This window comes from Kitasatospora sp. NPDC092286 (assembly GCF_044755565.1).
Classification (GTDB): Bacteria; Actinomycetota; Actinomycetes; order Streptomycetales; family Streptomycetaceae; genus Kitasatospora.
This window is the reverse complement of the sequence record NZ_JBIVRD010000001.1, coordinates 201,547-220,787: the sequence shown is the minus strand read 5'-3', so window position 1 is coordinate 220,787 and position 19,241 is coordinate 201,547. Positions and strand designations below refer to the sequence as shown.

The window sequence follows — 19,241 nt, the reverse complement described above, 5'->3', positions numbered from 1 at the left end:
GGCGCGCCCCTCGCCGAGCCGAAGGAGCGTGCCGAGCCGAAGGGGCGCCCCGGAGGCGAGCGCGCGAGTAACAGCGCGTGCGGGATACTGGGGACGGCCGGGGTGACCCGGCGGGTACGAGCAACAAACCAGAAGGGCTCGAAGTGACTGAGATCGAGATCGGGCGAGGCAAGCGCGGCCGCCGGGCGTATTCCTTCGACGACATCGCCGTCGTCCCCAGCCGTCGTACGCGGGACCCGAAGGAGGTCTCGATCGCCTGGCAGATCGACGCCTACCGTTTCGAGCTGCCGTTCCTGGCCGCCCCGATGGACAGCGTGGTCTCCCCGCAGCAGGCCATCACCATCGGCCGCCTCGGCGGTCTCGGTGTGCTCAACCTCGAAGGCCTGTGGACCCGCTACGAGGACCCGCAGCCGCTGCTCGACGAGATCGCCCGGCTCGACGACGAGGCCGCCGCCACCCGCCGCCTGCAGGAGATCTACGCCGCGCCGATCCGCGCCGAGCTGATCAAGCAGCGGATCCAGGAGGTGCGCGACTCCGGCGTGGTCACCGCCGCCGCGCTCTCCCCGCAGCGCACCGCAGAGTTCTCCAAGGCCGTCGTCGACGCCGGTGTCGACGTCTTCGTCATCCGCGGCACCACCGTCTCCGCCGAGCACGTCTCCGGCGCCGCCGAGCCGCTCAACCTCAAGCAGTTCATCTACGAGCTGGACGTCCCGGTCATCGTCGGCGGCTGTGCCACCTACACCGCCGCGCTGCACCTGATGCGCACCGGCGCGGCCGGCGTGCTGGTCGGCTTCGGCGGCGGTGCCGCCCACACCACCCGCGGCGTGCTCGGCATCCAGGTGCCGATGGCCACCGCCGTCGCCGACGTGGCCGCCGCCCGTCGCGACTACATGGACGAGTCCGGCGGCCGCTACGTCCACGTGATCGCGGACGGCGGCGTCGGCTACAGCGGCGACCTGGCCAAGGCCATCGCCTGCGGCGCCGACGCGGTGATGATCGGCGCGGCGCTGGCCCGGGCCACCGACGCCCCCGGCCGTGGCTTCCACTGGGGCATGGAGGCCGTCCACGAGGAGCTGCCGCGCGGCAAGCGGGTGGACCTCGGCACCGTCGGCACCACCGAGGAGATCCTCACCGGCCCGTCGCACACCCCCGACGGCACCATGAACCTGTTCGGCGCGCTGCGCCGTGCCATGGCCACCACCGGCTACTCGGAGCTCAAGGAGTTCCAGCGGGTCGAGGTGACCGTCAACCCGGCGCTCAACCACCGCTGAGCCCGGTCACGCACGGTTGACGAGGCCCCCGCCGGACATCGCCCGGTGGGGGCCTCGTCGCTCCGGGTCAGTCCCGGGAGGCCGTGCGGCGGGTCAGGATGAAGCCGCCGATCAGGGCGATGCCGTAGAAGGCGACGTCCAGCAGCCGGCGGTCCTCGCGCCAGAGCGTCAGCGCGTCGCCGAGCAGCTCGCCGTACGGGGTGCCCGCCAGCTCGTGCAGACGCCGGGTCTGGCCCAGCAGCTGGCCGAGGAAGAGCGCGCCGGCCGCGAGCGCCGCGCCGAGCAGCGGCAGGACCCGGCTGTGGCCGCCCAGCCGGCCGAGCGGCCAGGCGACGGCGGCGGCCGGGGCGATCGCCAGCCAGCCGATGGTGTCCTGCACCCGGGCCGGCGCGCTGCCGTACGCCAGGGCGCCGAGCAGCATCGCGGCGGCGGCGGTCGCGGCGGCCAGGCCGGTGCGGTGGTGCCGGCCGTCGGCGGCGGGCGCGGGCGCGGGTTCGTAACCGGCCACCGGGGCGCCGGGCATACCGGGGGCGACATAGCCCTCGGGGGTGTCCGGTTCGGGCGCGACCGAGTAGTGCTGAGCCGTTCGTGGCCGTCCCGACTGGCCGTCAGCGCCCGGTGTGGGTGCGGTCATGGGCGTCGAATCCCCCCGGAAAGACTGTGAGCTGCCGAACGCTAGCAGCGCCCGGGCCCGGCCGGACAGGGGTTTCGATCACAGATCGGGCACGGAGCGCGACCGTCGTCCGGTTCGCCGGAGGTGTGGCCGGGGGCCGGGTGGTCGAGGGCCCTCGGGACAGGGGATGATGGAGGCTTGGCGTTCGGGCCCGACGCCGGGCCGACGCGCCGTCACCTCGACCGCCAGCAGCACATGGGGGAACGTTCCGAATGACCCAGGCGCAGGGTTCCACCGGCCGCCTTCTGGCCGGCCGTTACCGGCTGGACGCGGTGCTCGGGCGCGGCGGTATGGGCACCGTCTGGCGCGCCGAGGACGAAATGCTGGGCCGGATCGTCGCGGTCAAGGAACTGCGGATGAACGCCAGCGTCGAGGAGGACGAGAAGCACCGGCTGATCGTCCGTACGCTGCGCGAGGCCAAGGCCACGGCGCGGATCCGGCACAGCTCGGCGGTCACCGTCTTCGACGTGGTCGACGAGGACGACCGGCCGTGGATCGTGATGGAGCTGGTCGAGTCCCGCTCGCTGGCGGACGTGATCAAGGAGGACGGGCCGCTGGAGCCCGTCCGGGCCGCCGAGATCGCGCTCGACGTGCTGGGGGTGCTGAGCGCCGCGCACGCGCTCGGCATCCTGCACCGCGACGTGAAGCCGTCCAACGTGCTGATCGGCGAGGACGGCCGGGTGGTGCTCACCGACTTCGGCATCGCCAGTGTCGAGGGCGACGCCTCGGTCACCTCCACCGGAATGCTGGTCGGCGCGCCCTCGTACATCTCGCCGGAGCGGGCCCGGGGGCAGAAGCCAGGCCCGCCGGCCGACCTGTGGTCGCTGGGCGGCACGCTGTACGCGATGGTCGAAGGCCGGCCGCCGTACGACCGGGGTTCGGCGCTGGCCACCCTCACGGCGGTGATGACCGAGGAGCTCACCACGCCGACGAACGCGGGCCCGCTGCTGCCGGTGATCGAGGGGCTGCTGGCGAAGGACCCGGTCGAGCGGCTGGACGCCTCGCAGACCCGGTCGATGCTCAAGCGGGTGGTCGCCGAGGACACCGCGCGGGCCGAGTCGACCACCGAGCACGCGATGCCGGTGCGGGCGGCGGGTGCGGCCGGGGTGACCGCTGCGGCCGGTGCGGCCGGCCAGGGCGCGTCCGGCAGCGGTGAGGACGCCGGGGACGTCAAGGGCGCCGGCGAGGACGGCAAGGTCGGCGGGAGCGGCGAGGACACCGAGAACACCGAGAACGCGGGCGGGGCCACCGGCAAGCGGCCGGTCGGCGGGCTGCTCGGCACCGTCCGGGTGGGCAGCCGGGCCAAGGACGAGGAGCCCGTCGCCGCGGCGGAGGCCGCGGCCGGGCCCGAGCCGGTCCAGCCGGTGAGCGGGGAGTGGACCCTGGGCGCGACCCAGGCGGCCGGTGCGGACCCGCGCAAGGGCCGGCGGCGGCTGGCCGTGGTCGCGGTGGTCCTGGTGCTGCTGCTGATCGCCGGGGCGGTGGCGCTGGTGCGGGCGTTCGGCGGCTCCGACAACGGGGCGGCGCAGGGATCCGGAGTCACCGTCGGGCTGTCGACCGGCGCGGACGCCCCGCCGGTGGACACGCCCCCGGCGGACACGCCCCCGGCCGGGACGGAACCGGCGAGCGGCGCCCCGGAGGCGACCACGCCCGCCGCCCCGAGCACCGCCCCGACCACGCCGTCCGCCGTCACCACGCCCGCCGAGCAGACCGTCGCCCCGCCCGCCCCGGCGCCGTCGTCGGCCCCGCCGGCCCCGGCCGGTGCGGCCGTGCCGGCCGGGTACCACGCGTACAAGGACCCGTCCGGTTTCTCGATCGTGCTGCCGGACTGGCTGGAATCGGCCGGCTCCGACTCCGTCCGGCACATCTTCAAGGGCGGCGGCAGCACCCTGACCGTCGAGTGGACCACCAGCCCAGGCCCGGACGCCCTCGCCGACTGGAAGGAGTCCGAGCCCGGGCTCCGCGGCCGCGTCACCAACTACCAGCGGGTGGCGCTGCAGGCCGTCAACTACCGCGAGTGGACCAACGCCGCCGACTGGGAGTGGACGTCCGGCAGCCCCCGCACGCACTCGCTCAACCGGGGCTTCGTCACCGGCACCCCGGCCAAGTACGGCTACGCCATCTACTGGACCACCCCGGACACGGACTGGAACGCACCGCAGAACGTCCAGGCCAGGGAGACCGCCTTCGCGACCTTCCAGCCCGCGCCGTAGCCGGGGTGCTCAGCCGATCAGGCGTTGCTTGGCGCGGCCGAACTCCTCGTCGGTGAGGGCCCCCGCGGTGTGCAGGGCGGCCAACCGCTCCAGCTGGTCGAGCAGTTCGGTACCGGTGGAGGGCGCGGCGGCCGGGGCGGGGGCGAGGGACTTGGGCGTAGCGTTACGGGACAGCCGGGCGGCCGCCCGGATCTGCTCGGCGAAGACCTCGGCCTTGGCCACGTCCTCGAACCGGTGCGAGCCGGTGAGCGCGACCACCAGCAGCACCTCGCCGTTGAACCGGGTCCTGGTCACGGTGGCGTCCGTGACCGCCGAAAGCGGAACCGGGACCGGCGGTTTTCCGTCCTTGAGGAAGAGCAGCCGGTGGGTGGTGAGGACCAGCACGCCCTTGCGGAAGTGGTCGGGATGGCGCCCGGCCGTGGATGCGACCGGCTTTTCGTCGGGTGCGACGTTCGCCTCGACGGTGCGCAGGGCCTCCGCCCGGGTGTCGCTGTTGTTGTTGCCGGCCACGTCGAAGGCCGCGTCGATCAGATCGGTCCAGTCCATGGGATCGAGCGTAATGCGGCAGACAATTAGGCTGGGCGGCGAGCGAGAGGAACACGCATGCGAGCGGTCCCGGGGCAGATGCTGGCGGGTCGTTACCGGCTGACGGATCATCCGGAGGCGGCGCGCGCGCTCGCCGTGGACGAGCGGACGGGAGCCCTCGTCCTGTTGCGCGGCCTGGAGCTGCCGGGCCTGCTGACGAGCGGTCACGATCCCGACGACCCGGTGCCCGAGCAGGGCGAGCGGCTGGTCCGCCGGGTGGGGGCGGTGGGCGCGGCCGCGGCGACGCATCCCCGGCTGCTGCAGGGGGTCGGGGCGTTCGTCGAGGGCGAGCTGCTCTGGACGGTCGAGGAGTGGCCGGCCGGGGTGCCGCTGTCCGAGCAGGCCGCGGCCGGGCCGGTCCCGCCGTACCGGGTGGCCGAGGTGGCGGCGGACCTGTCGGGCGCGCTGCGGGCGCTGCACGAGGCGGGTCTCGCGCACGGCAACCTGACCACCGAGTCGGTGCTGGTCTGCGAGGACGGCGCGGCGCTGCTGGGCGGGCTGCTGTCCGGGGTGGCGCAGGAGGCGCTGGCCGAGGAGCTGGGCGGGCCCGGTGGGCGCCGCCGGTACGAGGTGCGGGCCACCCTGGTCGGCCCGGTGGCGGAGCGCTGGCCGCTGGACGGCGGCCCGGCGGGCGACTGCTGGGCGCTCGGCGTGCTGATGCAGCGGCTGGTGACCGGCCGTTCGCCGTTCCCGGACCACGGGGTGCCGGAGCTGGTGACGGCGGTGCGCGACGGGCGACGGGAGCCGGCCGCGGTGTGCGGGCCGCTGGCGCCGCTGGTGGAGCGGCTGCTCCAGCCCGATCCGGCGCTGCGGCCGACGGCGGCGCAGATCCAGCGGGAGCTGGCGGACCTGCTGGCGGGCGCGCCGGAGCCGGTCGACGAGGAACGGGCGGCCGGGCTGCTCACGGTGAAGCCGGAGGGCCCGTTGGTGCCGCTGACACCGCGTCGGCGCGGCCGGGGCGGGCCCGGCCGGGAGCCGGTGGCGGCGGAGACCGGCCCGGAGCCGGCCCGGCCGCCGCGGGTGCCGCCAGCGCTGCTGGGCCCGCTGCTGGTCGCCGGGGTGTTCCTGCTGCTGGTGCTCGGGGTGGCGGCTGTGGTGCTGTTCGCAGGCTGACGGTGCCCGCCCGGGAAGCCGTCGCGGTACGGCGGACGGGGGTGATTACCGGGGTGGGGGCGGTGCGCCTAGTGTGTGCGTGGGATTTGTTCGAACTGTGGTCTGCACCAGGCCCTCCGTCGCGGTGACGGCGGTGGATGAGGGGGAGCGGTCGCCGATGGGCGTGCAGGACCGGCCGGAGGCGGCCGAGGTGGAGCGGCTGCTGGCCGGGCGCTACGAGCTGGGCGACCGGCTCGGCCGGGGCGGCATGGGCACGGTCTGGCGGGCCTGGGACCGGATGCTGGACCGCGAGGTGGCGGTCAAGGAGCTCACTGTCAGTCACCTCCCCGAGGAGGAGCTGCAGATCCTGCACGCCCGGATGAAGCGGGAGGCCAGCGCGGCCGCCCGGATCAAGCACCCCGGCGTGATCACCGTCCACGACGTGCTGGAGCAGGACGGCCGCCCGTGGATCGTGATGGAGCTGGTCGACGGCCGCTCGCTGGCCGACGTGATCAGCCAGGACGGCACCTTGCAGCCGCGCGCCGTCGCCGAGGTCGGCAGCCAGGTGCTGGCCGCGCTGCACCGGGGCCACCAACTGGGCGTACTGCACCGGGACGTGAAGCCGGCCAACGTGCTGCTGGAGCGCGGGACCGGCCGGGTGGTGCTGCTGGACTTCGGGATCGCCACCTACGAGGGCTCGGCCGAGCTGACCCGGCCCGGGGACCTGGTCGGTTCGCCCGACTACCTGGCGCCGGAGCGGGCCCAGGGCGAGCGGCCGGGACCGGCCTCCGACCTGTGGGGCCTCGGGGCGACCCTGTACGCCGCGGTGGAGGGCGAGTCGCCGTTCCGCCGGACCTCGCCGCTGACCACCCTGGCCGCCGTGGTGGCCGAGCCGCTGCCGGAGCCGCGCCGGGCCGGGCCGCTGGGCCCGGTGCTGGCCGCGCTGATGGCCAAGGACCCGGCCGACCGTCCGGCCGCGGACGAGGCGGCCCGGATGCTGGCCGAGGTGCAGGCCGGGCACACCATCGGCCTGAAGGCCGTCGCGCCGCTCAAGATGCCGACCCGGTCGGTGCCGTTGGTGGACCGCAACGGGGAGCCGTCCGAGTCGGCTTCCGCCGTCGAGCCGGAGCCACCGACCGGGTCGCAGCCGGCCGCGGCAGGGGCGGACGGCGCGGGCGGGGTGGACGGGACGGACGGCGCGGGCGGCGCCGTCGTCGGCTCCCCGGCGCCCGTGGAGGTACCCACCGGGCCCACCGCGCCGGTGGTGCACCCCGTCGCGCCCGCGCGCGGCCCGGCCAAGCGCCGCACCGTACTGCGGCTCGCCCTGATCGGCCTGGCCGTCGCCGTGCTCGCGGCCGGGGCCACCTTCCTGGTGACCCGTCACCACGACGCCCCGGTCACGGAGCTCAACCCGGCCGTCTCCGGCGAGCCGAAGGCCGGCGCCCCCGGCAACGCGGAACCGGCGCCCCCCGGCTACCGCTGGGTGGACGACCCGGCGGGCTTCCGCTTCCCGCTGCCGGTCGCCACCCCGGCCTGGCAGCGCAGCACGGACAACGCGAACCAGATCTTCTACAGCCCCGACAACAAGACGCACTACCTGCAGTTCGCCGTCACCGTCGGCCAGTCGGTCAAGCCGCTGGAGCACCTGCGGCAGATGGAGACCACCGTCTCCAAGCTGAAGGACTACCGCCAGCACAAGCTGACCAGCGTCGGGGTGAACGGCCACGACGCGGCGGTCTGGGAGTTCAGCTACGCGGCCAAGGAGGGTGGCCGGCGGCGGGCGATCGAGGCGGAGTTCATCGACGGCGACGGCACCGGCTACGCCGTCTACCTGTCCTGCCCGGACGCGGACTGGCCCGAGGGCGAGCGGCGGTTCACCACGGTGCTCAACGACTTCACCCCGACCCGCTGAACCCGTTCGGCGGGCGCGCGCGGCGGCGCGCGCGCCCGACACGGGCGGTTTCTTGTTACCGGCGGGTACCGAACCGGCCGCCGAGCGCCTAGGCTGCGCCGTATGACGGACCTCACAGCAGATGCAGCGGCCACTGAGCACACCGGCGACGGCTCGGCGGCCCGCAACCCGGTCGCGCCCGGCGGCGGCCGCACCGTCGCCTCGGCCGTCCCGGCCTCGCTGGTCTCCCGCCTGGCCGGCGGCGTCACGGCCAGCGGCGAGCCGCACCTGGTGGAGACCGTCGCCCCGCTGACCGGCGAGCGGCTGGCGAGCCTGCCGCAGTCCACCCCGGCCGACGTCGAGGTCGCGTACGAGCTGGCCCGGCGCGCCCAGCCCGCCTGGGCCGCGCTGCCGGTGCGCCGCCGGGCCGCCGTCCTGCTGCGCTTCCACGACCTGCTGCTCAAGCGGCAGGACGAGGTGCTGGACCTGATCCAGGCCGAGACCGGCAAGGCCCGGCTGCACGCCTTCGAGGAGGTGCTGGCCGTCGCCATGGCGGCCCGGCACTACGGGCGCGCCGCCCACGCGTACCTGCGCGACAAGCGGCACGGCGGGGCGCTGCCGGTGCTGACCCGGGCGGTCGAGGCCCGCCGGCCCAAGGGTGTCATCGGGCACATCTCGCCCTGGAACTACCCGCTGGAGCTGTCCATCGGCGACGCCCTGCCCGCCTTCGTGGCCGGCAACGCGGTGGTCAACAAGCCGGACACGCAGACCGCGCTGACCGCGCTCTGGGCCCGGGAACTGCTGGTCGAGGCCGGGCTGCCGGCCGACCTCTGGCAGATCGTGGTCGGCGACGGCCCGGTGGTCGGCCCGGCCGTGGTCGAGCACGCCGACTACGTCTCGTTCACCGGCTCCACCCGGACCGGCCGGGACGTCGCCCAGCGCGCCGCCGCCCGGCTGGTCGGCGCCTCGCTCGAACTCGGCGGCAAGAACGCCATGCTGGTGCTCGCCGACGCCGACCTGGACCGGGCCGCCGAGGGCGCCGTCCGGGCCTGCTTCTCCTCGGCCGGCCAGCTCTGCATCGCGATCGAACGCCTGCTGGTGCACCGCTCGGTGGCCGAGGAGTTCCTGGCGAGGTTCGCCGAGCGGACCCGGGCGCTGCGCCTGGGCGGCGGCCTCGCGTACGGCGCGGACATGGGATCGCTGGTCTCGGTACGGCAGTTGGACGCCACCACGCGGCACGTGGACGAGGCGGTCAAGGGCGGCGCCACGGTGCTGGCCGGCGGCCGGGCCCGGCCGGACCTCGGCCCGTTCTTCTACGAGCCGACCATCCTGGACGGCGTCACCCCGGAGATGGCGGTCTGCGCCGAGGAGACCTTCGGCCCGGTGGTCTCGGTCTACCGCTTCGACACCGAGGAGGAGGCGGTGGCCGCCGCCAACTCCACCGCGTACGGGCTGAACTCCAGTGTCTGGACGAGGGATTCGCGGCGTGGCCGGGCCGTCGCGGCCCGCCTGCGCACCGGCACGGTCAACATCAACGAGGGCTACGCGGCGGCGTACGGCTCGGTCTCCGCGCCGATGGGCGGGATGGGGGAGTCCGGGCTCGGCCGGCGGCACGGCGCCGACGGCATCCTGCGGTTCACCGAGGCGCAGACCATCGCCGGCCAGCGGCTGGTGCCGCTCGCGCCCGCGTTCGGCCTGGACGACCGGCAGTTCGCCGCGGTGTTCACCGGCGGGCTGCGGGTGCTGAAGGCGCTGCGCTTCCGGTAGCCGCGCCCGCCGGGCGGCTCGTCCGGTCCGTCCCCGACGTCAGTTCTTTTCCCGAAGGAGCGGTGGCACATGGTGGGGTCCAGCGGTGCGGCGGACTTCGACTACGACGTGGTCGTGGTCGGCTCCGGCTTCGGCGGCTCGGTCGCCGCGCTCCGGCTGACCGAGAAGGGCTACCGGGTGGCCGTCCTGGAGGCCGGGCGGCGCTTCGACCGCGACGAACTGCCCCGGAACTCCTGGGCCCTGGCCGACTACCTGTGGGCTCCCCGGCTCGGCCTGTACGGCATCCAGCGGATCCATCTGCTGGCCAATGTGCTGATCCTGGCCGGCGCCGGGGTCGGCGGCGGCTCGCTGAACTACGCCAACACCCTGTACGTGCCGCCGAAGGCGTTCTTCGAGGACCGCCAGTGGCGCCACATCACCGACTGGCAGGAGGAGTTGGCGCCCTTCTACGACCAGGCGCAGCGGATGCTCGGGGTGCGGCTCAACCCGACCGTCACCCCGTCCGACGTCCACCTCAGGGCGGCCGCCGAGCGGATGGGCGTCGGGCACACCTTCCACCTGGCACCGGTCGGGGTCTTCTTCGGTGACGGAAAGGACGCCGAAGGGAGGGCCAGGGCGGCCCCGGGCGCCGAGACCGAGGACCCGTACTTCGGCGGCGCCGGCCCGAAGCGGCGGGCCTGCGTGGAGTGCGGCGAGTGCATGACCGGCTGCCGGCACGGCGCCAAGAACATGCTCACCGAGAACTACCTGTACCTGGCCGAGCGCGGCGGCGCCGAGATCCACCCGCTCACCACGGTGGCCCGGATCCGCGAGCACCGGGGCGCGGACGGGAGCCCGGGCTACGCGGTGGACATACGCCGGACCGACGCGCGCTCCACCACCGACCGGGTGAAGGCGGGGGCACGGACCGTCACCGCCGCCCGGGTGGTCGTCGCGGCCGGCACCTACGGCACCCAGTCGCTGCTGCACCGGATGCGCGACGGCGGCCACCTGCCGCGGATCTCCGGCCGGCTCGGCGAACTGACCCGCACCAACTCCGAGGCGCTGGTCGGCGCGCAGACCACGGACCGGCGGTACGGCTCCCGGGCGGACTTCACCCGGGGCGTCGCGATCACCTCATCGATCCACCCGGACGAGAACACCCACATCGAACCGGTGCGCTACGGCAAGGGCTCCAACGCCATGGGCGCGCTGTCGATCATGCAGGTCAAGGGCGGTGGCCGGACCCCGCGCTGGCTGCGCTACCTGGGGGCGGCGGCCCGGCACCCGGTGACCTTCGCCCGGTCGATGAACCAGCACCGCTGGTCGGAGAAGACCATCATCGGCCTGGTGATGCAGTCCCTGGACAACTCGATCACCGTCTCGCTGAAGAAGAAGGGCCTCGGCAGGAGCCGGCTGACGTCCACCCAGGGCCACGGCGCGCCCAACCCGACCTGGATCCCGGCCGCCGAGCAGGGCGCCCGGGCGCTGGCCGACGAGATCAACGGCTTCGCCGGCGGCACCGTCGGCGAGATCTTCGACATCCCGATGACGGCGCACTTCCTCGGCGGCTGCCCGATCGGCGACACCCCGGAGAACGGCGTGGTCGACCCGTACCACCGGCTGCACGGGCACCCCGGGATCAGCGTGGTGGACGGCTCGGCGGTCTCCGCGAACCTCGGGGTGAACCCCTCGCTGACGATCACCGCGCAGGCCGAGCGGGCGATGTCGATGTGGCCCAACAAGGGCGAGGAGGACCCGCGCCCGGCCCCGGGCGAGGAGTACCGGCGGGTCGCCCCGGTGGCGCCGGTGCGGCCGGCCGTTCCGCAGGACGCCTTCGGCGCGCTGCGGCTGCCGCTGCTCGCCGTGCCGGAGGTTCCGAGGAAGCGGCCCTGAAGGGCCGGTGCCGCCGCAGGGTCCGCGGTGACCCCGAGCCGTCGGGACCAGGCCGACCCGGGCCCGGACAGGGCAAAGGGCCCCGCGGGGGAACGGGGCCCTTTGTCGCTCAGCACTCGGCGTCAGGGCGGCGCCGGTGCTGGAGGTGACGGCGCCGGGGGAGGAGCGCCGTCGGGTCGGTCGGATTCTGGGTCGCGCCGTCGCGGCTCCGGCGTGGATGGGCCGGTCGCGCGGGGCGCGCACGCTCGCGGCGCGGCGGTTCGGCGCGCATGTCTGCGCCGGGCCTTCGCTCACGGAGCGTGAGGTGAAAATCGTTGCCGCCTCGGGTCTTGGCGGCATCGGGGGACGGCCTCCGCGAAGGGCCTCGGGCCCGCCGGGAGAACTGCTTCCAAGCAGCATCGTGCTGGACGAAGGGCTTGTTCTGCAACCGATTCGGCGTACTTCGGCACAGTCCATTTTCGGCCCGGCCGGTTCGGGAGGGCTGTGCCCGTCCGCGTGGGAGGCTCCGACGGGCACAGCGATGATCACGGTGCGTAGTGATGGTGGTCGGCCGGAGCGCACGGGGACGCGCGTAGCGGCGTGGGACGGCAAAGGGCATGCGCCGGGGTGCGACGGTCGGCCTCCGGGCGTCCCCGGGGACCGACCGCCCCACCTTCCTGATTCCAGTCGCGGCCGGGTTCGCTGTCCCCTGCTGGCCGACCGCCGCACCGGCGCACGGTCCCACGGCGCACCGCTCCCGGCGGGGCCGGGGCCGCGGCGGCGCCACGCGCGCCGGTGGACTGGGATGAGCTCCACGCGTGGTCCTGCAAGCCCGTACGGCAGCGCCCCTGCCGGGGCGGAGGCGGCGCACCTGGCGGGCGCGGCGCGGTCGTACGGTCGTCTGGAGCAACGAACCGGCCACCCGGCCGGTCACGGTCCCGGCGGCGGGCAGACGAGTGAAACCGGGCCGCCCGGTAGACTCGGCCTCAGACCCCCAGCCCGTCGCCCGCCGCCACCCTTGTAGGACGCGTGGCGCGCGACACCTTTCGTACCGCTGCCGGAAGGCCGTCCGTGTCCTCTGCTATTCCCGACCAGTCCGTACCTGAGACCGACACCGTCCTGGTCGTCGACTTCGGTGCCCAGTACGCCCAGCTCATCGCCCGCCGGGTGCGTGAGGCCAGGGTCTACAGCGAGATCGTGCCGAGCACCATGCCGGTCGCCGAGATGCTCGCCAAGAACCCGAAGGCGATCATCCTCTCCGGCGGCCCGTCGTCGGTCTACGAGGAGGGCGCGCCGCGGATCGACCGCGCGATCTTCGAGGCCGGGGTGCCGGTCTTCGGCATGTGCTACGGCTTCCAGCTGATGGCCGTGACGCTCGGCGGCACCGTCGACAACACCGGCGCCCGCGAGTACGGCCGCACCCCGCTGACCGTCTCCCGCGCCGGTTCCACCCTGTTCGAGGGCGTCCCGGCGCAGCACTCGGTGTGGATGTCGCACGGCGACGCCTGCTCCGCCGCCCCCGAGGGCTTCGTGGTCACCGCCTCCACCGGCGTGGTGCCCGTCGCGGCCTTCGAGAACGACGAGGCCCGCCTCTACGGCGTCCAGTACCACCCCGAGGTGCTGCACTCCGACCACGGCCAGCAGATCCTGGAGCACTTCCTCTACCGCGGCGCCGGCCTGGCGCCGACCTGGACGACCGGCAACGTCGTCGAGGAGCAGGTCGCGCTGATCCGCGCCCAGGTCGGCGACAAGCGCGCCATCTGCGGCCTCTCCGGCGGCGTCGACTCCGCGGTCGCGGCGGCCCTGGTCAACAAGGCCATCGGCGAGAAGCTGACCTGCGTGTACGTCGACCACGGCCTGATGCGCAAGGGCGAGACCGAGCAGGTCGAGAAGGACTTCGTCGCGGCCACCGGCGTCCAGCTGAAGGTCGTCGACGCGCAGGAGCGGTTCCTGACCGCGCTCGCCGGGGTCAGCGACCCCGAGGAGAAGCGCAAGATCATCGGCCGGGAGTTCATCCGGGTCTTCGAGCAGGCCCAGGCCGAGATCGTGGCCGAGGCCGGCGAGCACGGCGAGTCGGTGGAGTTCCTGGTCCAGGGCACCCTGTACCCGGACGTGGTGGAGTCCGGCGGCGGCACCGGCACCGCCAACATCAAGTCCCACCACAACGTCGGCGGCCTGCCCGAGGACCTGCAGTTCCAGCTGGTCGAGCCGCTGCGCAAGCTGTTCAAGGACGAGGTCCGGATGGTCGGCCAGGAGCTCGGCCTGCCGGACGAGATCGTCCAGCGCCAGCCGTTCCCGGGCCCGGGCCTGGGCATCCGGATCGTCGGCGAGGTCACCAAGGAGCGCCTGGACCTGCTCCGCGACGCCGACGCGATCGCCCGCGAGGAGCTGACCGCGGCCGGTCTGGACCGCGAGATCTGGCAGTGCCCGGTCGTGCTGCTCGCCGACGTGCGCAGCGTCGGCGTCCAGGGCGACGGCCGTACCTACGGTCACCCGATCGTGCTGCGTCCGGTGTCCTCCGAGGACGCCATGACGGCCGACTGGTCGCGGCTGCCGTACGACGTGCTGGCGAAGATCTCCACCCGGATCACCAACGAGGTCCGCGACGTGAACCGCGTGGTGGTGGACGTCACCAGCAAGCCGCCGGGCACCATCGAGTGGGAGTGACCGCTCCCCGCCGGCACTGAGCGGCCGCGCCGTCGTTCCCGTGGACAAGGGAGCGGCGGCGCGGCCGTTCGCGGTGTACCGGGCGCCGGGCGGGTGGGACCTCCCACCGAAAGCGCTCGCGACCGTGCAGAATGCGGACCGGACCTGCCCGGGCGTGGCAGGCAGGGAAGGAAGGTGTGAGCGATGTCGGAGGCCAGCAGCTCCATGGTGGCCGGCGGGGGAGCGGCCGGCCGGGCGGTCCGGCGCAAGAACCTCGCCTCGCGGTACGCGCTGCTGCCGGTGCGGATCTTCCTCGGCGTCACCTTCGTCTACGCGGCGCTGGACAAGCTCTCCGACTCGCACTACCTGGCCGGCGCGGGCGACCCGGCGTCGTTCGTCTCGCAGACCCAGGCGGTCAGGGACAGCAGCCCGGTCTCCTTCCTGCTCGGCGCCGCCCTGCACGCGCCGACCCCGTTCGCGCTGGCCATCGCCTTCGGCGAGCTGGCGGTCGGCCTCGGCACCCTGGTCGGCCTCTGGGGCCGGGCCGCGGCGCTCGGCGGGGCGCTGATCAGCCTCAGCCTCTGGCTGACCGTCAGCTGGAACGTCTCGCCGTACTACCTCGGCAACGACCTGGCCTACCTGATGGCCTGGACGCCGCTGGTGCTGGCCGGCACCCCGTACCTGTCGGTGGACGGCTACCTCGCCCGGCGGTCGGCCCGGGACCGTGCGCGCGGGCTGCGTGAGCAGCACGTCAGGCGGCGGTCGGTGGTGGACGGCGGCATCGCGGCCGTCGCGATCGGCGGCGGGGGGCTGCTCACCGGTTCGCTGACGGCCACCTTCGGGCGCCCCAAGCAGGCGGCCGTGCCCCAGCGGTCCGCCCCGGCCGGTCCCGCCGCGCCGGCCGTCTCGGTGGCCGCCGCGAGCGTCCCGGTCGGCGGCTCGGCCCAGGTCAAGGACCCGGCCACCGGCGACGCCGTCTACATCGTCCAGCCCAAGGCGGGCCAGTACTGCGCCTTCTCCGCGGTGTGCACGCACTCCGGCTGCGCGGTCGACGCGCCGAAGAACGGGCAGCTGTACTGCCCGTGCCACGGCTCCCGGTTCGACGCGGCCACCGGCGCCGTGGTCAACGGGCCGGCCACCAAGGCGCTGCCCAGGTACGGCGTCACCAAGGACGGCGACAAGCTGAACCTCGGGCCGCTGCAGAGCTGACGCCCCAGGGCGTGCTCAGTCCCGGCGGGGCTCGTCGCAGCGGCCGCGCCGGGTCATCGCCGCGACCGCCCCGGCCAGGCCGCCGACGCCCAGCACGATGAACGTCACCGGGATGACGATCCGGCCGTTCACCGTGATGTCGTTCAGCGACGCCACCAGGTAGAGCACCGCGATCACGGTGAACAGTCCGCCCGCGATCAGCGAGAACAGGTCGAGCTGGTGCTTCCTCACGACTGGACCACCTTGATCTCGCCGAGCCCGACCGTCAGCTGGAGGTCGAGCGTGCCCTTGGATGTCTGACCGTTCAACGGCTGGTACTGGTACGTACGGGTGGTCCGGTCACTGGTGACCGGCTCACCGGGCGCCCGGACGTTGCCGAGCACGACGCGGGTCCGCAGGTTCACCGTCACGTCCGACGGCAGCGTGACGGTCAGGTTGCCCATGCCCAGCTGCACGGTGGTGCCCACGGCGGCACCGGCCGGGTCCAGCCCGGCCAGGTCCAGCTCGATGTCGCCGGCCCCGAGGACGTACGTGGGCTCCAGCTCGCTCGCCGAGACGACGCTCCAGCTGCGATGGCCGGCCGCGTTCTGCATCGAGACCGACGAGTGACCGACGAAGCTCAGCGCCAGAGTGAGCAGCAGCCCCACCACGGTCAGCCGCCGGGCCCGGCCGAACTTCGCGCCGACCAGCAGCGTCAGACCGACCACCAGCAGGGCGGTCGCCAGCACGGTGGCGTTCAGCACCGTGGTGCTGCGGTCCGCCGAGGCCGACCAGACGGCGGTCGCCGCACCCACCGCCACCAGCAGGCCGAAGAAGCCGAGCGCCGAGCGCTCGCACCGGCGGTGCACCACCGGGGGGGCCGCGGGGGGCGCCGCCGGGCCGCCCTTGCGCAGCGGATCGCCCTGCGGCAGGTCGGGGCGCCGCCACCAGGGCTCCGCCTGCGGCCCGGCCGGCGGGACGGGTGTGCCGTGCGGTGCGGCGGCGCCGTCGTACGGGTTGCGCTCGGGGTGGCGCGGATCCCACAGGTAGCCGCTCGGCCCGGTGTGCGGGGTGTCGGCCGGGACCGTTCCGGCCGCCCGCTCCTCGGCGTGCCGCGCCCGCGCCCGCTGGTCCTCGGCCGGCCGCGGCCAGGAGTAGGCGGAGCCCGACGGCTCCTGCTCCGGGAAGTGCCGGTCGAACGGGCCGCCGCGGCGCTCCCGGCCGCGCCGGCGGCCTCGGCGGCGCTCCGGGTCGTAGCGGACCGCGAGGAAGACCAGGGCCCCGAGCAGCAGCAGCGGGAACATCTGGTCCCCGTCGCCCATGGAGGAGAAGAACACCCCGGTGCCGATCACGGTCAGCAGCACCGCGCCGACCGACTGGCCGTCCACCCGGCCGGTGAGCACCCGCTGGAGCTCGGTGCGGCCCGCCGTGCGGCCGCCCTTGCCGTCCGGGACCGGCTCGGTCGGGACGATCAGCCAGGCCAGCCCGTACAGGAACAGCCCGAGGCCGCCGGAGAGGCAGAGCACGGCCGTCACGACACGGAAGACCACCGGGTCGATGTCCAGATGCCGGCCCAGGCCGCCGCAGACACCGGCCACCACGCGGCGGTGCTCGGTCCGGGTCAGCGGGGGGCGTTCCGGCTCGGGCGGGGAGTTCGGCCCGGTCTCCTGGAGGGGGTGGTCTTCGGTCATGTCCACCATCCTGGTGGCTGCCGGGCCCCGGCCCAACCGGTCCGAGCCCTGTCCGGACCCTGACTTGTCCCTGAGAGAGGGTAGGGGGGCACCCTGATGCGTCCGGCCCCGCCCGCGTGGAACCATCGTGGCGTGGCAGCCCCCGGTTCCGACTCCCGACCCCTCGTCCCCGACGCAGCGCCGTCGGCCGGCCCCGATCCGGCCGTGCCCGCCGACGGCCGGCCGCCGTACCGCCGGTTCTACCGCAGCCCGCAGGGCCGGATGCTCGGCGGGGTCGCGCACGGGCTCGCGGTGCACCTCGGTCTGCCGGTCACCTGGGTCCGGGTCGCCTTCGTGCTGCTGTTCTTCGCGCAGGGCATCGGCGTGCCGCTGTACGCGGCGTTCTGGTTCGTGGTGCCGATCGGCATCGGCGAGCCCGCGCAGCGCGGCGCCCACTGGGTCTACCTCAACGGCGCCTTCGTGCCCACCGGGCTCGGGCAGGCACCGGGGGCGGCCCTGAGCAAGGGCCGGCGCGGGCGGCTCGACCGGCTGCGGGAGCAGTTGCAGCACACCTTCCACGGCGAGCCCGCCGGGGCGCCGCCCGCCGAGACGGGCGAGGAGGGGGCGGCACCGGCCCAGGCCGCCGGGAGCGGCCAGGCCGGCCTCGGCCAGCTCGCCGCGCTGGTCATGGTGGTGATCGGCCTGATCGCCCTGCTCAGCTCGCTCGGCGTGCAGACCGCCAAGCCGTACACCTGGCCGCTGCTGGCGATCGGCGTCGGCGTCGCGCTGGTCTGGCGGCAGGCCGACGACTCCCGCTGGCAGCGCTGGTTCGGCCTGGAGGAGAGCGAGAAGCGGCGCGGCGCCTACACCCGCGTCGGTGCCGGAGTGCTGCTGGTGGTGGCCGGCACCATCGCCTTCCTCGCCATGCAGGGCAGCGGCTCCACCCTGGGCTCGGTGGTGGAGGCCTCGCTCGCGGTGCTGGCCGGGGTGCTGGTGCTGGTCGGCCCGTACGCGCTGCGGATGTGGCAGGACCTCGGCGCCGAACGCACCGCCCGCATCCGCGCCCAGGAGCGCGCCGAGATCGCCGCGCACGTCCACGACTCCGTGCTGCACACCCTGACCCTGATCCAGCGCCGGGCCGAGGACCCCAAGGAGGTGCTGCGCCTGGCCCGGGCCCAGGAACGCGAGCTGCGCCTCTGGCTCTACCGCCCGGAGGCCGCCGCCGAGGCCGCGCCGGACACCATGGCCGAGAGCCTGCGCGCGGTGGTCGCCGAGGTCGAGGACCGGCACGGGGTACCGGTCGAGGTGGTCATCGTCGGCGACTGCCCGATGGACGAGCGGATCTCGGCACAGATGCAGGCCGCGAGGGAGGCGACGGTCAACGCGGCCAAGTACGGTGGCGGGGGACCGGTCCAGGTCTACGCCGAGGTGGAGGGGAGGACGGTGTCGGTGTTCGTCCGCGACCACGGCCCCGGCTTCGACCCCGATACGGTGCCCGAGGACCGGATGGGCGTACGCGAGTCGATCATCGGCCGGATGAAGCGCAACGGCGGCACCGCACGGGTGCGGTCCGCGCCGGACGGCGGCACCGAGGTCGAGCTGGAGATGGAGAGAACGGATGACTGAGGCAGCGCCGGCGGTGGCGTCCCAGGCCGAAGGCCCGGGCAGGATCGCGCGGGTCGTCCTGGTGGACGACCACCGGATGTTCCGGACGGGGGTACGGGCGGAGATCGGGCGCACCGAGGCCACCGGCATCGACGTGGTCGGCGAGGCCGACGACGTGGAGTCCGCGGTCCGGGTGGTCGCCGAGACCAGGCCGGACGTGGTGCTGCTCGACGTCCACCTGCCCGGCGGCGGCGGGGTCGAGGTGCTGCGCCGCTCGGCCGGGCTGATGGGGGAACAGGGCGGCGTGAAGTTCCTGGCGCTGTCCGTCTCCGACGCGGCCGAGGACGTCATCGGGGTGATCCGCGGCGGTGCCCGCGGCTACGTCACCAAGACCATCACCGGCACCGACCTGGTCAACGCGGTCTTCCGGATCTCCGACGGCGACGCGGTCTTCTCGCCTCGGCTGGCCGGCTTCGTGCTGGACGCCTTCGCGGCCACCGACACCCCGCCGGTGGACGAGGACCTCGACCGCCTCACCCAGCGCGAGCGCGAGGTGCTGCGGCTGATCGCCCGCGGCTACGCGTACAAGGAGATCGCCAAGCAGCTGTTCATCTCGGTCAAGACGGTGGAGAGCCATGTCTCCGCGGTGCTGCGCAAGCTCCAGCTGAGCAACCGCCACGAGCTGACCCGCTGGGCCACCGCGCGTCGGCTGGTCTGAGCCCCGGGACCTCGCCGCCCCGTTGCCCGCCCGGCCCGGTTCCTCCGGCCGGGCGGGCTTGTCAGTGG

The 19,241-nt window shown here is 74.5% G+C and carries 14 protein-coding genes and 1 pseudogene; 11 read left to right on the top strand and 4 right to left on the bottom strand.

The genetic code is table 11. The annotated features are described in order from the left end of the window. Positions 1–143 precede the first annotated feature (143 nt). Positions 144–1,271, top strand: coding sequence for a GuaB3 family IMP dehydrogenase-related protein (locus ACIQIB_RS01025; RefSeq protein WP_363605544.1), 1,128 nt, complete (start codon positions 144–146; stop codon positions 1,269–1,271). Positions 1,272–1,338: 67 nt separating this feature from the next. On the opposite strand, the gene ACIQIB_RS01020 is transcribed toward ACIQIB_RS01025, so the two are convergent. Continuing rightward, the gene (locus ACIQIB_RS01020; protein ID WP_400653071.1) at positions 1,339–1,905 is read right to left on the bottom strand and encodes a hypothetical protein; all 567 of its coding nucleotides are present in this window, start codon (positions 1,903–1,905) and stop codon (positions 1,339–1,341) included. A gap of 251 nt (positions 1,906–2,156) precedes the next feature. Between ACIQIB_RS01020 and ACIQIB_RS01015 the strand changes: the two genes are divergently transcribed. Next, positions 2,157–4,157, top strand: a complete 2,001-nt coding sequence (locus ACIQIB_RS01015; protein ID WP_400756149.1) for a protein kinase — start codon at positions 2,157–2,159, stop codon at positions 4,155–4,157. A gap of 9 nt (positions 4,158–4,166) precedes the next feature. On the opposite strand, the gene ACIQIB_RS01010 is transcribed toward ACIQIB_RS01015, so the two are convergent. Next, positions 4,167–4,703, bottom strand: a complete 537-nt coding sequence (locus ACIQIB_RS01010; RefSeq protein ID WP_400653075.1) for an SHOCT domain-containing protein — start codon at positions 4,701–4,703, stop codon at positions 4,167–4,169. Positions 4,704–4,760: 57 nt separating this feature from the next. On the opposite strand from ACIQIB_RS01010, the gene ACIQIB_RS01005 reads away from it, so the two are divergent. The 7 genes and pseudogenes from ACIQIB_RS01005 (at position 4,761) to ACIQIB_RS00975 (ending at position 15,201) form a co-directional block, all read left to right on the top strand. Further along, positions 4,761–5,855 (top strand): protein kinase domain-containing protein, encoded by a 1,095-nt coding sequence (locus tag ACIQIB_RS01005; RefSeq protein ID WP_363605550.1) that lies wholly within the window; start codon positions 4,761–4,763, stop codon positions 5,853–5,855. Between the two features lie 157 nt (positions 5,856–6,012). Beyond that, complete coding sequence (locus tag ACIQIB_RS01000) at positions 6,013–7,746, top strand: protein kinase (protein WP_400653079.1); 1,734 nt, start codon at positions 6,013–6,015, stop codon at positions 7,744–7,746. Positions 7,747–7,848: 102 nt separating this feature from the next. Beyond that, a complete protein-coding gene (locus ACIQIB_RS00995; protein WP_400756147.1) occupies positions 7,849–9,492 on the top strand; it encodes a succinic semialdehyde dehydrogenase in 1,644 nt (547 codons plus the stop codon). Between the two features lie 69 nt (positions 9,493–9,561). Next, a complete protein-coding gene (locus ACIQIB_RS00990) occupies positions 9,562–11,367 on the top strand; it encodes a GMC oxidoreductase (RefSeq protein ID WP_400756146.1) in 1,806 nt (601 codons plus the stop codon). A gap of 1,050 nt (positions 11,368–12,417) precedes the next feature. Then, the gene (gene guaA / locus ACIQIB_RS00985) at positions 12,418–14,013 is read left to right on the top strand and encodes a glutamine-hydrolyzing GMP synthase (RefSeq protein WP_363605556.1); all 1,596 of its coding nucleotides are present in this window, start codon (positions 12,418–12,420) and stop codon (positions 14,011–14,013) included. A gap of 204 nt (positions 14,014–14,217) precedes the next feature. Continuing rightward, positions 14,218–14,712, top strand: a pseudogene (locus tag ACIQIB_RS00980) (DoxX family protein); the annotation flags it as partial. A gap of 45 nt (positions 14,713–14,757) precedes the next feature. Further along, positions 14,758–15,201, top strand: a complete 444-nt coding sequence (locus ACIQIB_RS00975; protein ID WP_400756305.1) for a Rieske (2Fe-2S) protein — start codon at positions 14,758–14,760, stop codon at positions 15,199–15,201. Between the two features lie 15 nt (positions 15,202–15,216). Here the strand turns inward: ACIQIB_RS00975 and ACIQIB_RS00970 are convergent, their stop codons facing one another. Together ACIQIB_RS00970 and ACIQIB_RS00965 are read right to left on the bottom strand one after the other, a co-directional pair. Next, positions 15,217–15,432: a hypothetical protein gene (locus ACIQIB_RS00970; protein WP_363605558.1), complete on the bottom strand. Its 216-nt coding sequence runs from the start codon at positions 15,430–15,432 to the stop codon at positions 15,217–15,219. Next, complete coding sequence (locus ACIQIB_RS00965) at positions 15,429–16,871, bottom strand: PspC domain-containing protein (RefSeq protein ID WP_400653084.1); 1,443 nt, start codon at positions 16,869–16,871, stop codon at positions 15,429–15,431. The genes ACIQIB_RS00970 and ACIQIB_RS00965 overlap by 4 nt, the downstream gene beginning before the upstream one ends. A 132-nt stretch (positions 16,872–17,003) precedes the next feature. Here ACIQIB_RS00965 and ACIQIB_RS00960 point away from each other — a divergent pair, with 132 nt between their 5' ends. Both ACIQIB_RS00960 and ACIQIB_RS00955 read left to right on the top strand, forming a co-directional pair. Next, the gene (locus ACIQIB_RS00960; RefSeq protein WP_400756145.1) at positions 17,004–18,476 is read left to right on the top strand and encodes a PspC domain-containing protein; all 1,473 of its coding nucleotides are present in this window, start codon (positions 17,004–17,006) and stop codon (positions 18,474–18,476) included. Continuing rightward, positions 18,469–19,173: a response regulator transcription factor gene (locus ACIQIB_RS00955; protein WP_363605560.1), complete on the top strand. Its 705-nt coding sequence runs from the start codon at positions 18,469–18,471 to the stop codon at positions 19,171–19,173. The genes ACIQIB_RS00960 and ACIQIB_RS00955 overlap by 8 nt, the downstream gene beginning before the upstream one ends. Positions 19,174–19,241 lie beyond the last annotated feature (68 nt).